The 13,030-nt window shown below is 71.1% G+C and carries 12 protein-coding genes and 1 pseudogene; 7 read left to right on the top strand and 6 right to left on the bottom strand.

Annotated elements, in window-relative coordinates; all coding sequences use genetic code 11:
* Nucleotides 1-11 precede the first annotated feature (11 nt).
* The gene (locus tag Q0283_RS01355; RefSeq protein WP_010143519.1) at nucleotides 12-1,322 is read left to right on the top strand and encodes an O-acetylhomoserine aminocarboxypropyltransferase/cysteine synthase family protein; all 1,311 of its coding nucleotides are present in this window, start codon (nucleotides 12-14) and stop codon (nucleotides 1,320-1,322) included.
* On the top strand, nucleotides 1,319-1,834 hold the full coding sequence (locus Q0283_RS01350) for a CoA-binding protein (RefSeq protein WP_010143520.1): 516 nt from the start codon (nucleotides 1,319-1,321) through the stop codon (nucleotides 1,832-1,834). The genes Q0283_RS01355 and Q0283_RS01350 overlap by 4 nt, the downstream gene beginning before the upstream one ends.
* Nucleotides 1,835-1,993: 159 nt before the next feature.
* Here Q0283_RS01350 and Q0283_RS01345 read toward each other — a convergent pair.
* Nucleotides 1,994-2,263, bottom strand: a pseudogene (locus Q0283_RS01345) (hypothetical protein); the annotation flags it as partial.
* Nucleotides 2,264-2,369: 106 nt separating this feature from the next.
* Between Q0283_RS01345 and Q0283_RS01340 the strand changes: the two are divergent.
* The gene (locus Q0283_RS01340) at nucleotides 2,370-3,998 is read left to right on the top strand and encodes an ATP-dependent DNA helicase RecQ (protein WP_298042103.1); all 1,629 of its coding nucleotides are present in this window, start codon (nucleotides 2,370-2,372) and stop codon (nucleotides 3,996-3,998) included.
* A gap of 57 nt (nucleotides 3,999-4,055) precedes the next feature.
* Here Q0283_RS01340 and Q0283_RS01335 read toward each other — a convergent pair whose 3' ends face one another.
* The 3 genes from Q0283_RS01335 to Q0283_RS01325 form a co-directional block, all read right to left on the bottom strand.
* The gene (locus Q0283_RS01335; RefSeq protein ID WP_010143523.1) at nucleotides 4,056-4,274 is read right to left on the bottom strand and encodes a hypothetical protein; all 219 of its coding nucleotides are present in this window, start codon (nucleotides 4,272-4,274) and stop codon (nucleotides 4,056-4,058) included.
* Between the two features lie 477 nt (nucleotides 4,275-4,751).
* Nucleotides 4,752-5,540 (bottom strand): carbon-nitrogen hydrolase family protein, encoded by a 789-nt coding sequence (locus Q0283_RS01330; RefSeq protein ID WP_298042100.1) that lies wholly within the window; start codon nucleotides 5,538-5,540, stop codon nucleotides 4,752-4,754.
* 41 nt (nucleotides 5,541-5,581) lie between these two features.
* On the bottom strand, nucleotides 5,582-5,974 hold the full coding sequence (locus Q0283_RS01325; protein ID WP_298042098.1) for an SRPBCC family protein: 393 nt from the start codon (nucleotides 5,972-5,974) through the stop codon (nucleotides 5,582-5,584).
* A gap of 138 nt (nucleotides 5,975-6,112) precedes the next feature.
* Here Q0283_RS01325 and Q0283_RS01320 point away from each other — a divergent pair, with 138 nt between their 5' ends.
* Complete coding sequence (locus Q0283_RS01320) at nucleotides 6,113-7,858, top strand: FAD-dependent monooxygenase (protein ID WP_298042096.1); 1,746 nt, start codon at nucleotides 6,113-6,115, stop codon at nucleotides 7,856-7,858.
* Nucleotides 7,855-8,715: an alpha/beta fold hydrolase gene (locus Q0283_RS01315; RefSeq protein ID WP_298042095.1), complete on the top strand. Its 861-nt coding sequence runs from the start codon at nucleotides 7,855-7,857 to the stop codon at nucleotides 8,713-8,715. The genes Q0283_RS01320 and Q0283_RS01315 overlap by 4 nt, the downstream gene beginning before the upstream one ends.
* Before the next feature lie 9 nt (nucleotides 8,716-8,724).
* On the opposite strand, the gene Q0283_RS01310 is transcribed toward Q0283_RS01315, so the two are convergent.
* Together Q0283_RS01310 and Q0283_RS01305 are read right to left on the bottom strand one after the other, a co-directional pair.
* Nucleotides 8,725-10,020 carry an adenylosuccinate synthase gene (locus tag Q0283_RS01310; protein ID WP_010143529.1) on the bottom strand — a complete coding sequence of 432 codons (1,296 nt, stop codon included), beginning with the start codon at nucleotides 10,018-10,020 and terminating at the stop codon, nucleotides 8,725-8,727.
* A 218-nt stretch (nucleotides 10,021-10,238) separates the two neighbouring features.
* The gene (locus Q0283_RS01305) at nucleotides 10,239-10,673 is read right to left on the bottom strand and encodes an SRPBCC family protein (RefSeq protein ID WP_010143530.1); all 435 of its coding nucleotides are present in this window, start codon (nucleotides 10,671-10,673) and stop codon (nucleotides 10,239-10,241) included.
* Between the two features lie 261 nt (nucleotides 10,674-10,934).
* On the opposite strand from Q0283_RS01305, the gene Q0283_RS01300 reads away from it, so the two are divergent.
* Entirely contained in the window at nucleotides 10,935-12,257 is a 1,323-nt protein-coding gene (locus Q0283_RS01300) for a short-chain fatty acid transporter (protein ID WP_298042250.1), read from the top strand.
* A gap of 130 nt (nucleotides 12,258-12,387) precedes the next feature.
* The gene (locus Q0283_RS01295) at nucleotides 12,388-12,960 is read left to right on the top strand and encodes a hypothetical protein (protein WP_298042093.1); all 573 of its coding nucleotides are present in this window, start codon (nucleotides 12,388-12,390) and stop codon (nucleotides 12,958-12,960) included.
* Nucleotides 12,961-13,030 lie beyond the last annotated feature (70 nt).

Genomic DNA, 13,030 nt, shown 5'->3' with positions numbered 1-13,030 from the left:
GAAGGACCCCCGTGGCAGAACACCAGTTCGGCTTCCGTACCCGCGCCCTGCACGCCGGCGCCGTCCCCGACGCCGTGCACGGATCCCGCGCCGTGCCGATCCACCAGACCACTTCCTACGTCTTCGAGTCCGCCCAGGACGCCGCGAACCTGTTCGCGCTGCAGAAGTACGGCAATATCTACTCCCGGATCGGCAACCCCACGGTCGCCGCGTTCGAGGAGCGGATGGCCTCGCTGGAGGGCGGCATCGGGGCGGTCGCGACGGCGTCCGGCATGGCCGCGGAGTTCGTCACCTTCGCTGCCCTCTGTCAGGCGGGGGACCACATCGTGGCCTCCTCCAAGCTCTACGGCGGCACCATCACCCAGCTCGACGTCTCGCTGCGCCGGTTCGGGATCGAGACCACGTTCGTGAACTCGATGGAGGCCGAGGACTTCGCCGCGGCCATCCAGCCGAACACCAAGGCCGTCTACACCGAGGTCGTGGCCAACCCCTCCGGGGACATCGTGGACCTGCCCGGCCTGGCCAGGGTGGCCCACGCCGCCGGCGTCCCGCTCGTGGTGGACTCCACGCTGACCCCGCCGTACCTGATCCGCCCGTTCGAGCACGGGGCGGACATCATCATCCACTCGGCCACCAAGTTCCTCGGCGGGCACGGCACCACCCTGGGCGGCGTCGTCGTCGAGTCCGGGCTCTTCCCGTGGGACAACGGCAGGTTCCCGTCCATGACCGAGCCGGTCCCCTCCTACGGGGACGTCTCCTGGTGGGGCAACTTCGGCGAGTACGGCTTCCTGACCAAGCTGCGCTCGGAGCAGCTGCGTGACTTCGGCCCTGCCCTCGCGCCGGCCTCGGCCCAGCAGCTGATGATCGGCATCGAGACCCTGGCACAGCGCATGGACGCCCACCTGGCCAACGCCCAGCGGGTGGCCGAGTGGCTCGAGGCCGACGATCGGGTCAGCTGGGTCAACTACGCGGGCCTGCCGTCCCACCCCCACTACGAGCGGGGCAGGGAGCTGCTGCCGCTGGGCGTGGGCTCCGTGTTCAGCTTCGGCGTGAAGGGCGGGCGCGACGCCGGGGCCGAGTTCATCTCGAACCTGCAGCTGGCCAGCCACCTGGCCAACATCGGCGACGCCAAGACCCTCGTGCTGCACCCGGCCTCCACCACGCACCAGCAGCTGACCGCCGAGCAGCTCGTGGCCGGCGGCATCCCGGAGGACCTGATCCGCATCTCGGTGGGCATCGAGGACGTCGAGGACATCCTCTGGGACCTGGACCAGGCCCTGGAGGCCGCCGTGAACGCCGCCCTGAAGGAGGCCGCCAAGTGAGCACCGTTCTGCCCGACCGCACCTGGACCGGACCGTCCGCGCCGGAGCGCCTGGCGCTGCTGCGCCAGACCGAGTCGATCGCCATCGTCGGCGCCTCGGACAAGCCCGCCCGCGCGTCGTACTTCGTGGCGACCTACCTGCTGTCCTCGACCACCTTCCGGGTCTACTTCGTCAATCCGATCCTGGCCGAGCAGGGCAAGCAGATCCTCGGCCACCCGGTGTACGCCTCGCTGAAGGACCTGCCGGAGGTCCCGGACCTCGTGGAGGTCTTCCGCAAGTCCGAGGACACCCCGGGCATCGTGGAGGAGTCCCGCGAGGCCGGTGCGAAGGCCGTCTGGCTGCAGCTGGGCATCTGGAACGAGGAGGCCGCCCACCTGGCGGAGTCCCACGGGATGGACATCGTGATGGACCGCTGCGTGAAGATCGAGCACGCCCGCTTCCACGGCGGCCTGAACCTCGCCGGCTTCAACACCGGCGTGATCTCCTCCCGGCGCCAGGAACTGGACCGCTGATCCCGCCGGCGGCGGCCGCGCCCCGTCTCGGGGCGGCCGCCGCCGATGGGCCCCTCATGGGCCCGGTCAGAAGGTCAGCAGCGACTTGACCACTCCGGCGGGCCCCCTCATCGGGACGAGACGGGCCACGGCCTTGACGTTGTCCAGTCGCTTGGGCCGGAGGTTTCGCGCCCTCTGCAGTTCGCCGTGCTGGGCGCCCAGCACGATCACGGCCCCGGCGAAGGCGGGGATGGTCCACTGCAGCAGCCGAAGCTGCTCCTGGGCCTCCTGCAGCTCCGGGGAGGCGGTGAGCGAGGGTTCGGTGGCGCCCTGAGCACCCTGCTGGGTCACGTAGCGGCCCTTGTTCTCCCAGAGGATCGGCGCCCAGGTGCCCAGGTGCGCGGCGAAGGCCGCTGTCTACACGGGTGCCCAGCGCTTCCAGCCCAGGCTGAAAGGCCCCTCACCCGAACGGCCCGCGTTCACCGGGTTCCAGCGCCATGACTGCGGCTGCCAGACACGGGGGCCTTCCCACCGGCCGGTCTCCTAGAGTGAGGGGATGACGACGACTCCGACGGACGTCCACCGGCTCGCCCACGAGGTCTTCGGCTGGGAGGAATTGCGCCCCAGCCAGGCCGAGGCGGTGGAGGCCGCGGTGTCCGGCCGGGACGTGCTCGCCGTGATGCCGACCGGTTACGGGAAGTCGGCCGTCTACCAGTTGGCCGCGCTGATGGCGGACGGGCCCTGCGTGGTCGTCTCCCCGCTGATCGCCCTGCAGGCGGACCAGCGCGACGGCCTCAACGAGCTGGCCGAGAGCGCCCCGACGCACGCGGTGGCCATCAACTCCTCCGTCCCCGCCCGCGAGCAGGAGGGTGCCTGGCAGGCCCTGGAGGACGGGGCGGCGAAGTTCGTGTTCCTGACGCCCGAACAGCTGGCCAAGGACGCAGTCCTGGAGCGGTTGCGGTCCCTCCGTCCGGCTTTCCTCGTGGTGGACGAGGCGCACTGCGTCTCCTCCTGGGGCCATGACTTCCGGCCGGACTACCTGCGCCTCGGCGCCTCCCGGGACCGGATGGGCTCACCGGTCATCATCGCGCTCACCGCAACCGCCTCGACCCCGGTACGGGAGGAGATCGTGGAGGGGCTGGTCCTGTCCGATCCGTTCGTCATCGCTCTGGGCTTCGACCGGCCCAACCTGCACCTGGCCGTGCACCGGCACCACGAGGACCACCACAAGCACGAGGCCGTCCTGGAGCAGGTGGCCGGCCTGCCGCGCCCGGGACTGCTCTACACGGCCACGCGTCGCGCGGCCGAGGACTACGCCGAACGCCTCGCCGAGCGTGGCCTGACGGCCCGGGCCTATCACGCCGGCCAGAAGACCGCGCTGCGGGATGAGACCCTGGAGCTGTTCCTGGACGGCGGACTGGACGTGGTGGTGGCGACCAGCGCATTCGGCATGGGGATCGACAAGGCGGACGTGCGGTTCGTGGTGCACGCCGACATCACCGACTCCCTGGACACCTACTACCAGGAGGCCGGCCGCGCCGGACGCGACGGCGAGGACGCCCGGGTGGTGTTGCACTACCGCAGCGAGGATCTCGGCCTGCGCAGCTTCTTCAGCTCCCAGCAGGCGGACCAGGAGGTGGTGAGCGCCGTCGTCAGGGAACTGCAGCGAGCGGACGGCCCGGTGCGGCTGACCCACCTGAAGGAGGCCGTGGAGGTGAGCGCCCGGCGTGTCACCGGCACGGTCAACCTGCTGCAGGCCGCCGGCGCCGTGGCCTCCACCCGGGAGGGACTGCTGCTGATGGACAGGGTGGGTCCGAAGACGGCTGCACGGCTGGCCGAGGAGACGGCCGAGCGGCTGGAGCGGATTGACCGCTCACGCATCGAGATGATGCGCGGGTACGCCGAGACGGACGGGTGCCGCCGCCAGTACCTACTGGGATACTTCGGCGAGGAACTCGCGGACCCCTGCGGCAACTGCGACAACTGCGATGACGGCACCGCCGTGGACCTGACGCACGACGACGACCGGTTCCCCCTGCAGAGCGCGGTGACCCACCGGGAGTGGGGACCGGGGATCGTGATGAGCGTGGACGAGGACCGCCTCACCGTGCTGTTCGAGGAGCAGGGCTACCGGACCCTGTCCCGGGATGCCGTGGAGGAACAGGACCTGCTCCACCCGGCATGAGCCCGTGCCCCCGGCAGCAGACGCGAACGCGTGCCGGGGGCGCGGGATGCGGCGGGGTCAGGGCCGGCGGGTCGTGCCCGAGGGGCCGCCGCGGCCGAGGAAGCGCTGGGCCATGCCGATGAGCCCGCTCGATCCCGACCGACGGCGTCCGCCCTGGGCACCCCGGTTCTTCGTGCCGTACTGGCGCAGGGCGTCCGTGCCCTGGCCGATGAGCCGCCGCCCCTCCGGGCTGTTGGCGTAGTTGCGGGCCCGGTTGAACAGGTTCTTCAATGCCATGGTGTCCTCCTGATGGTCGTCGGCTGGACGGTAGTCCCCGAGTATTGCCTCTATGGGACCGATGCGCCAAGGAGGTCGGACCGGGGCTCCGCTCCGACCGGGGGCACGAGCAGGGCCCCGGGTATCCGGCTGCGGAGGGGAATCGCATACGCCGGGCCCGGGGCCCCTGTCATCACTCGCACCTTCATCACTCGCACCTTGATGAGGCTCCTTCAGCGTAGGGGCCGTACTTGTGGGGAAACCGGGTGGAGACTGTGAGATCGCTGGCAGTCCTGGCAGGAGGGCAGCGGCTGAGGACTGCCCTGCGCCTCAGGACATGGCAGGGCCCCGGGTAGTCCGGCTGCGTGAGGGGAACGCAATCATGCCGGGCCCGGGGCCCTCTGTCATCACTCGCACCTTGATGAGGTGGCTCCAGCCTAGGAAGCAGACGTGAGAATGGACCGGATACCAGCTGGGAGGTTGCTGGGAGCGGTCCCGTCAGCCGAGGATGTCGGTCCGGCGGTTGGCCAGCACGGGCAGGAAGGACCGGACCTCGTCGATGCGCTCCCGGGTGACGTCGGCGGTGGCGATCGCCTCGCCCTCCTCGGTGAGGGACGCCACGGGGATGGCCAGCGGGTCCACGATCGTCGAGTGCCCGATGGTGGTGTCACTGCGGGTGTCGGCGGCCACCACCCAGACGGTGTTCTCCACCGCGCGGGCCTTGAGCAGGGTCTGCCAGTGATCGACCTTGTGGTCGCCCGCGAACCAGGCGGCCGGCACCAGCAGCACGTCGGCCCCGCCCACGGCCAGGGCCCGGGCCACCTCGGGGAAGCGCAGGTCGTAACAGGTCATCATGCCGAAACGCAGCCCGCCGATCTCCACGATGGACAGGTCCCGCACGCCCGGGGTGATCCGGTCGGACTCCTTGTACTTGAAGGCGTCGTAGAGGTGCATCTTGCGGTACTTGTCCATGATCCTGCCGGTGGCGTCCACCGCGACGAGCGTGTTGAACGGCCGGTCGGTGCCCGAGGGCTCGTACCCGCCGGCGACGATGGCGATCTGCAGGTCCGCGGCGATCCGGGTGAGGTCGCGCACGAAGCTGGACCAGCCGGCGTCGACGGACTCGGCGAACGAGCCGGCCACGTGCCGGACCGTGAACATGGACTCCTCGGGGAACAGGATGAGCCCGGCCCCGTCGTCCCGGGCCTGGCGCGCCAGCCGTTCCATGGTGGCGACGTTCTCTGCGGCCACTCCGGTGGGGCGGAATTGTCCGACGCTGATCCTCATGGGCCCGTGCTCCTCGACTTCTCCGGCAGTGTCCTCCCACCCTAGTCCCCGGCCGGCCGGACCAGCCGGCGCAGGGGCCATCGCGTGAACGGCGCGTAGGGCGCCACCAGCACGGCGGGCCCGTCCAGGTCGACGCCGGCCCGGGTGCCGGTGCCCTCGGCCGCCAGGTCGTGGAACAGGATGAGCCGGCTGCCGGGCACCCACACGGTCCAGGACCAGGTGCACCGCGCCGGGTCGACGGAATCGATCCGGAACGGCACCCTGAGGCCCGCGGGCCCGTGGACGGTCCCCCGGGCCCCGGGGTGGATCACCTCGCCGTCGGCCTCGACCCGGCGGATGTGCGGCGCCCACCCCGGCCAGGCGTCGAACCGCTCGTACCGCGTCCATGCCACCTCCGGTGAGACGGCCCCGTGGACCTCGACGCGACGATGCATGCGGCCATCGTGCCAGTGCACGGGCCGGCGCGGAAGGTCCGGGCCCGTAGCGGGTCTCGCCGGGGACGGAGGAGCACCCTGCGGGGCAAGCGCCCCCCGCCCATGGAACGGCGACGGGCCCCGCCCTACCCTGAGGTCATGCCTGCTGCCGGCACCCCGGATCCCCTCGCGTCCTCCCCGCGCTCCTCCCCGCCTCCACGCGCCGTGGCCACGGACGTGCTCGTCGTGGGCGCCGGACCCACCGGGCTGATGGCAGGGGCCTGGTGTGCCCGGCTCGGGCTGCGGGCCGTCGTCGTGGACGCCAAGGCCGGGCCGACCCGCGAGTCCCGCGCCCTGGGCCTGCAGTCCCGCTCGTTGGAGGTGTATCGGCAACTCGGGCTGGCGGATGCCGTGGAGCGGGCGGCCGTCCCGGCCCGTGACATCAGTCCCGGCATCGGCCGCAGGCTGCTCGGCACCGTGCACTTGGACCAGGTGGGCCACCGGATCACGCCGTTCCCGGGACTGCACATCCTGGAGCAGAGCGCGAACGAACGGATCCTCGCCGAGCACCTGGCCACTCTGGGGCGACCGGTCGCCTGGGGGTACTCCTTCCGGTCCCTGGAGACGACGCCGGAGGGCCGGGCCGTGGTCGATCTCGAGTCCTCCGCCGGTCCGGTGAGGGTCCGTGCCCGGTACGTCATCGCCGCCGACGGCGCCTCCTCCCCCGTCCGGCACGCGCTGGGGACGGACTTCGAGGGGACCACCAGCCCGTTCGAGTTCTACGTGCTGGACGCGCTCGGCGTGCACGGGACCGGTGACGGCATCGAGGTCCACTTCTCGGCGGAGCACTTCGCGCTCTGCTTCCCGATGGGCCGGGACGAGCAGGGCCGGCGCCGGGCCCGGCTCCTGGGCATCCTGCGCGCGCCCGGGGCCGGCTCGGAGGCGCCCGACGCCGGCCCGCGCGCGATCGAGGCCCGGGCTCGGCCCATCCTGTCCGGCACGTTCGGCATCCCCGACGCGGACACCGCGTGGGCCAGCCGCTACCGGGTGCACCACCGGGTGGCGGCCGCCTTCCGCACCGGCGCCGTGTTCCTAGCCGGTGACGCCGCCCACATCCACTCCCCCGTGGGGGCCCAGGGGATGAACACCGGCCTGCAGGACGCACAGAACCTGGTGTGCCTGCTCGCCGACGTCATCGCCGGCCGTGCGGACGAGGCGGCACTGGACCGCTACGAGACCGAGCGCCGGCCCGTGGCGCTGACCCTGACTCGCACCACCGACCGCGTGTTCGCGGCGGTGACCTCCCTGAGTCCGGTGGCCAGGATCGTTCGCTCGGTGGTGGTCCCGGTGGTGCTGCCCGTGGTGCTCCGGCTGATACCCCGGTCACCGGCGGGCGGCCGGTTCTTCGGCTACCTCTCCCAGGTCAGGATCCATTACTGGATGGGGCCGGGTGGCAGGCCCGCTCCGGGCCAGCGACGTGGGCGGGTGCTGGGCCGTCGCCTGCCCTGGGTGCCCGACGCCGGCCACGCCGGTCCGGTGCCCGGCGGCGACGGGCGCGGGGACAACCACGAGGCCCTCAACCACCCGGTGTGGCAGGTGCACGCCTACGGACCGGCCGCCGTGCGGGGCGCCCGCGAGCTGGCCGAACGGCACCGGGACAAGGCCGCCGGCGTGGCCCGGCCGACGTCGGGAGGACGGCCCTCCCGCGCGGACCCGGAGCGGGGTGCCGGGGAACCGGAGGCGCCGGAGCTGCCGGTGTACGCGTTCCGGGCGGCACCGGAGCAGGGGCTGCCCGACGGGACCGCCGTGCTCGTCCGCCCGGACGGCTTCGTCGCGGAGATGCTGAGCGCGCCCGCACCGGAATCCGTGCCTTCCCTCCCCGTGGCGAGTACCTTACGGACGTGACGGCGAAGCCACGGACCCGGGAGGTCGTCATGGGACGGCATGTGCAGGCGCGCGATGTGCGGGTCTGGACCGAGCAGGTCGGTGACGGGCCCGACGTGCTGCTGATCGGCGGGCTCGGGGACACGGTGGAGTCGTGGCAGTTCCAGCTGGACGGGCTGGCGGACCGCTACCGGATCACCGCGTTCGACAACCGCGGTGCCGGGCGGACGGCGAGGCCGCCCGGAGAACTGACCCTCGCGGCGATCGCCGACGATGCGGCCGCGGTGCTGGATTCACTGGACATCGACTCGGCCCACGTGGCCGGGTTCTCCGGCGGGAGCCTCATCGCCCAGGAACTGGCACTGCGGCACCCCCACCGGGTGCGCAGCCTGGTGCTGCAGAGCACCTTCGCCGCCGCCGACGAGTACATGCGGACCCAGTTCCGGGCCCTTCACTGGCAGGCCGAGCTAGCTCCGGGTCCGCGGGAGTTCCTGGAGGGCTTCTTCACCTGGGTGTACACCCCCAGGGCCCACAACGACGGGACGGTGGCCCGCTTCATCGACGAGGTCATGGTGTTCCCCTACCCACAGGGCACCGAGGACTTCCGCGCGTTCGCCGACGCCTGCCTCGCCCATGACGCGCGGGGCCGGCTGGGCGGGATCTCCGTCCCGACGCTCGTGCTGGCCGGGGGTGCGGACGCGCTGACCCGCCCGGACCTGGGCCGGGCGGTCGCCGCGGAGATCCCCGGCGCCCTGTTCGAGGTGATGGACGGCGAGGCGCACCAGCCGTTCCAGGAGGTCCCGGAGGCCTGGAACGCCCGGGTGCATGCCTTCTGGCAGGACACCGGGCGGCAGTCTGCGGACCCGGGGCGGGGCTGACCCCGGGGGTCAGTCCTCGATGAGGTCGCGGACCTGGACCACCTGGTCGCGGCCGGGGCCCACGCCGATCGCGGAGATCCGGGTGCCGGACATCTTCTCCAGGGCCAGGACGTAGTCACGTGCGTTGGCCGGCAGGTCGTCCATCGTGCGGGCGCCGGAGATGTCCTCGGTCCAGCCGTCGAAGTACTCGTAGACCGGCTGGGCGTGGTGGAACTCGGTCTGGGTCATCGGCATGTCGTCGTGCCGCACCCCGTCCACCTCATAGGCCACGCACACCGGGATTCGCTCGATGCCGGTGAGCACGTCCAGCTTCGTCACGAAGTAGTCGGTGAAGCCGTTGATGCGGGTGGCGTGGCGGGCCATGACGGCGTCGTACCACCCGGTGCGGCGGGGCCGGCCGGTGTTCACGCCGAACTCGCCGCCCACGGTGCGCAACCGGGTGCCCATGCCGTCCTCGTCGAACAGCTCGGTGGGGAAGGGGCCGGAGCCCACGCGGGTGGTGTAGGCCTTGACGATCCCGATGGTGCGGGTGAAGCGGGTCGGGCCGATGCCGGCGCCCACGGAGGCCCCGCCCGCCGTCGGGTTGGAGCTGGTGACGAACGGGTAGGTGCCGTGGTCCACGTCCAGGTAGGTGGCCTGGCCGCCCTCCATGAGCACGACCTTGCCCTCGTCCAGGGCGTCGTTGAGCAGGATCGTCGAGTCCACGACCATCGGGCGCAGCCGCTCGGCGAAGGACAGGAAGTACTCGGCGATCTCGTCCACCGTGATGGCCCGGCGGTTGTAGAGCTTGACCAGCAGCTCGTTCTTCTGCCGCAGGGCGCCCTCGATCTTCTGCCGCAGGATCGACTCGTCGAACACGTCCTGGACGCGGATGCCCAGGCGCCCGACCTTGTCCATGTAGGTGGGGCCGATGCCGCGGCCGGTGGTGCCGATGGCGCGCTTGCCGAGGAAGCGCTCGGTCACCTTGTCCATGGTCTGGTGGTACGGGGCCACCAGGTGGGCATTGGCGGAGATGCGCAGGTGGTCACAGCGCTGGCCGCGGGACTCGAGGCCGTCGATCTCCTCGAACAGTGCCTCGAGGTTCACCACCACGCCGTTGCCGATCACGGGCACGGCGTTCGGGGACAGGATGCCGGCCGGCAGCAGCTTCAGCTCGAACTTCTCGCCGCCCACGACCACGGTGTGCCCGGCGTTGTTGCCGCCGTTGGGCTTGACCACGTAGTCGACCCGGCCGCCGAGCAGATCGGTGGCCTTGCCCTTGCCTTCGTCGCCCCACTGGGCGCCGACGATCGCGATTGCTGGCATGAGTGCATCTCTCCTGAGCAGGCCGGAGGGATGTTCCCGCCCGGCCCTCGACATGGAAAACGCCCCCGGCGAGCGGTCCGACGGGGTCATCCCGGGACTCGACCGTGTGGTACATCACCTGAGGGCCTTACATCGGGAGTTTACCAGCCGTCGCCGGGGCCCTCCCGACGACGGCCACGCACCGTCACGCCGCACGACGCCGTGGGACCGCCGCCGGACTAGGGGGCCTTCTCCGCGTAGGCGCGGAACTCCTCCAGCTGGGTGGCCTCGGCGTCGGCGAGCGCGGTGGCCAGGTCCTCGGCCTCGTCGTGCAGGTCCTGGACGGAGCGAACGGCCACCCGCAGCTGCACCCGGGTCCAGTCACCGTCCGGGAGCAACAGGTAGCCGTACTCCACGCGCAGGTCCGAGTCGTCCGTGCCGTTGACCATGGTCAGGCCGTGGCCCGGGTCGAACGTGGACAGGGTGTACTGGCGTTCGTGCCCGCCGGCCACATAGGTGAGCTCCTGGCCCGGGCCCACCGGCCCGTTGACGTGCATCTCGTCCACTCCGGGCAGCCAGACGGGCGCGGCCGCCCAGTCCGTGAGCAGCTCCCAGACCCGCCCGGTGGGCAGGTGGACCACGATCTCGTCCTCGAGGGCGGTGAACGTCTCCATGCCTGAATCCTGACGGGCGACGCCGGGGGACGGAAGGGCGCATGGGCGGGCGATCCTGGGTGACCGGGAAGGGGTGGATTGACCGGGGCATGGTCCCTCCATACCGTGAGAGGCGTCACGCTCGAGGCTGCAGGATCCCCTGCACGCCCCACCTGCCCGCCGCCGGGATACGGCGGCAGATGAGGAGACCGCACCATGTCCAGCGCGCCCGGTAGCACCGAGACCCGTCCTCGCAAGGAGGGGACGCCCCTGTCCCGGGCCATGCGCCCCATCAACAACGTGGTGGAGCGGTTCATCCCCTCCGCCCTCGTGTTCTCGATCGCCCTGACGTTCATCGTCGCGATCCTGGCCCTGATCCTCACCGACACCGGGCCGGCCGACCTGATCCTGTACTGGGGCGACGGCCTGGCCGGGCTGCTGTCCTTCATCACGCAGATGGCGCTGATCCTGCTGCTCGGGCACATCCTGGCCAACACGGGACCGGTCCGCCGGCTGCTCGCCTTCCTGGGGAGCGTCCCGAGCTCGCCGTTGATGGCGTACGTCTTCGTCTTCGTGGTGGCCGCCGTCGCCAGCCTCATCACGTGGGGCCTGGGGCTGGTGGTCGGCGGGCTGCTCGCCCGGGAGGTCGCCTACCAGGGCCGCGAGCGCGGGATGAAGCTGCACTTCCCCATGCTGGTGGCCTCGGGCTTCGCCGGGTTCGTGGTCTGGCACATGGGCTACTCGGCCTCCGGTCCCCTGACGGCCGCGACGGAGGGCTCGTTCCTCATCGAACCGCTGGGCGGGGAGACGCTGCCGATCACCGAGACCGTCTTCTCCTCGTGGAACATGATCGCCGCCGTCGCGACCATCCTGGTGGTGGGCCTGGCCCTGTTCCTGGTGGCCCCGCGCCCCGGGGACAGGATCAAGGAGCTGGAGATCGACGCCCGGGAGCAGGCCGACGACGGCCAGGAGGAGATCGTCACCCCGGCCGACCGGCTGGACGCCAGCCGGGTGGTGACCCTGCTGCTGGGCCTGATGCTCACGGCCTACCTGGTCCTGCACTTCGCCCAGGGCGGCACGCTGACCCTGGACACCGTGAACTGGTCCTTCCTGGCCCTGATCCTGCTCCTGGTGCGCAACCCCTTCGAGCTGATCGCCCTGACGAAGAACGCCGCCTCCAACGTGGGCGAGATCCTGCTGCAGTTCCCCCTCTACGCGGGCATCCTGGGCATGATGACCGGTTCCGGACTGATCCAGGTGTTCTCGGACGCCTTCGTGGCGATCTCCACCCCGGTCACCTTCGGGCTGCTGGCCTTCCTGTCCGCGGGCCTGGTGAACTTCTTCGTCCCCTCGGGCGGGGGGCAGTTCGCGGTGCAGGGCCCGATCATGCTCTCGGCCGGTGCCGAACTCGGGGTGGACCCGGCGATCACGGTCATGGCGGTGTCCTACGGCGACCAGTGGACCAACATGGTCCAGCCGTTCTGGGCCATTCCACTGCTGGCGATCGCCGGGCTGAAGATGCGGGACATCCTGGGGTACACCACGGTGGTGCTGATCGCCTCCGGCCTGGTCTTCGGCGGGACGCTGTTGCTCGTCTCCCTGTAGGGGCCCGGGGGCGAGCCCCGGGGTGGACACGGTCGGCGGCCCGCGGGCTTGAAAAAGTTAGCAGTACGTTGCTAACTTTGTTAACCGGCAGGCACCACCGCTGCCAGGGACATCAACGCGAGGAGACACCATGGCTGCAACCACCACCGCCGACCAGGCCCAGGCCACCGCCGACCAGGCCACCCAGACCACCACCACCATGCTGGAGGAGACCCTCGAACGCTTCGAGGAGAACTCCGAGCGCCTCACCCGGATGGTCGAGGACGCCGCCAAGCGCTTCGAGGAGAACTCCGAGCGCGTCAAGGCGTTCAACACCGAGATGATGGAGTCGGCCAAGGCCAACAGCCGCGTCGTCGTCGACAACTACGCCAAGGCCGCCAAGATGGCCGAGGAGACCACCAAGCGCCTCCAGGAGAACTCCGAGCACGTCGCCAAGATGACCCAGGAGGCCGCCAAGAGCTTCCAGGAGAACTCCGTGCGGGTGCACGAGGTCAACTCGGCGATGATGGACTCCTCCAAGTCCGGCAGCCGCCTCGTCGTGGACAACTACGCCCAGGCCGCCCGCAGCGTGTTCGCCGCGCAGCGCCAGATGGTCGACGCCGCCCAGGTCCAGTGGGTCCAGGACGCCGCCGTCACCCAGATCCGGTTCGCCGAGGACGTCACCGCCGCGTGGACCCGGGCCGCCCGCGCACTGCTGAAGTGAACTGAGCGGCACTGACCTGACGTCAGCGCCAGAGGGGCCCTACCGATCGCGGTAGGGCCCCTCTTTCGTC

Origin of the sequence: uncultured Citricoccus sp., assembly GCF_937871995.1 — a bacterium.
Classification (GTDB): Bacteria; Actinomycetota; Actinomycetes; order Actinomycetales; family Micrococcaceae; genus Citricoccus.
The sequence above is the reverse complement of the archived record's forward strand: the minus strand, read 5'-3'. Positions and strand labels throughout refer to the sequence as shown.

What these genes read in the sequence shown, in the direction of transcription:
- Q0283_RS01340 (WP_298042103.1), top strand. Translation starts at nt 2,370, where the DNA reads ATGACGACGACTCCGACGGACGTCCACCGGCTCGCCCACGAGGTCTTC.
- Q0283_RS01335 (WP_010143523.1), bottom strand. Translation starts at nt 4,274, where the DNA reads ATGGCATTGAAGAACCTGTTCAACCGGGCCCGCAACTACGCCAACAGC.
- Q0283_RS01330 (WP_298042100.1), bottom strand. Translation starts at nt 5,540, where the DNA reads ATGAGGATCAGCGTCGGACAATTCCGCCCCACCGGAGTGGCCGCAGAG.
- Q0283_RS01325 (WP_298042098.1), bottom strand. Translation starts at nt 5,974, where the DNA reads ATGCATCGTCGCGTCGAGGTCCACGGGGCCGTCTCACCGGAGGTGGCA.
- Q0283_RS01320 (WP_298042096.1), top strand. Translation starts at nt 6,113, where the DNA reads ATGCCTGCTGCCGGCACCCCGGATCCCCTCGCGTCCTCCCCGCGCTCC.
- Q0283_RS01310 (WP_010143529.1), bottom strand. Translation starts at nt 10,020, where the DNA reads ATGCCAGCAATCGCGATCGTCGGCGCCCAGTGGGGCGACGAAGGCAAG.
- Q0283_RS01305 (WP_010143530.1), bottom strand. Translation starts at nt 10,673, where the DNA reads ATGGAGACGTTCACCGCCCTCGAGGACGAGATCGTGGTCCACCTGCCC.
- Q0283_RS01300 (WP_298042250.1), top strand. Translation starts at nt 10,935, where the DNA reads ATGCGCCCCATCAACAACGTGGTGGAGCGGTTCATCCCCTCCGCCCTC.
- Q0283_RS01295 (WP_298042093.1), top strand. Translation starts at nt 12,388, where the DNA reads ATGGCTGCAACCACCACCGCCGACCAGGCCCAGGCCACCGCCGACCAG.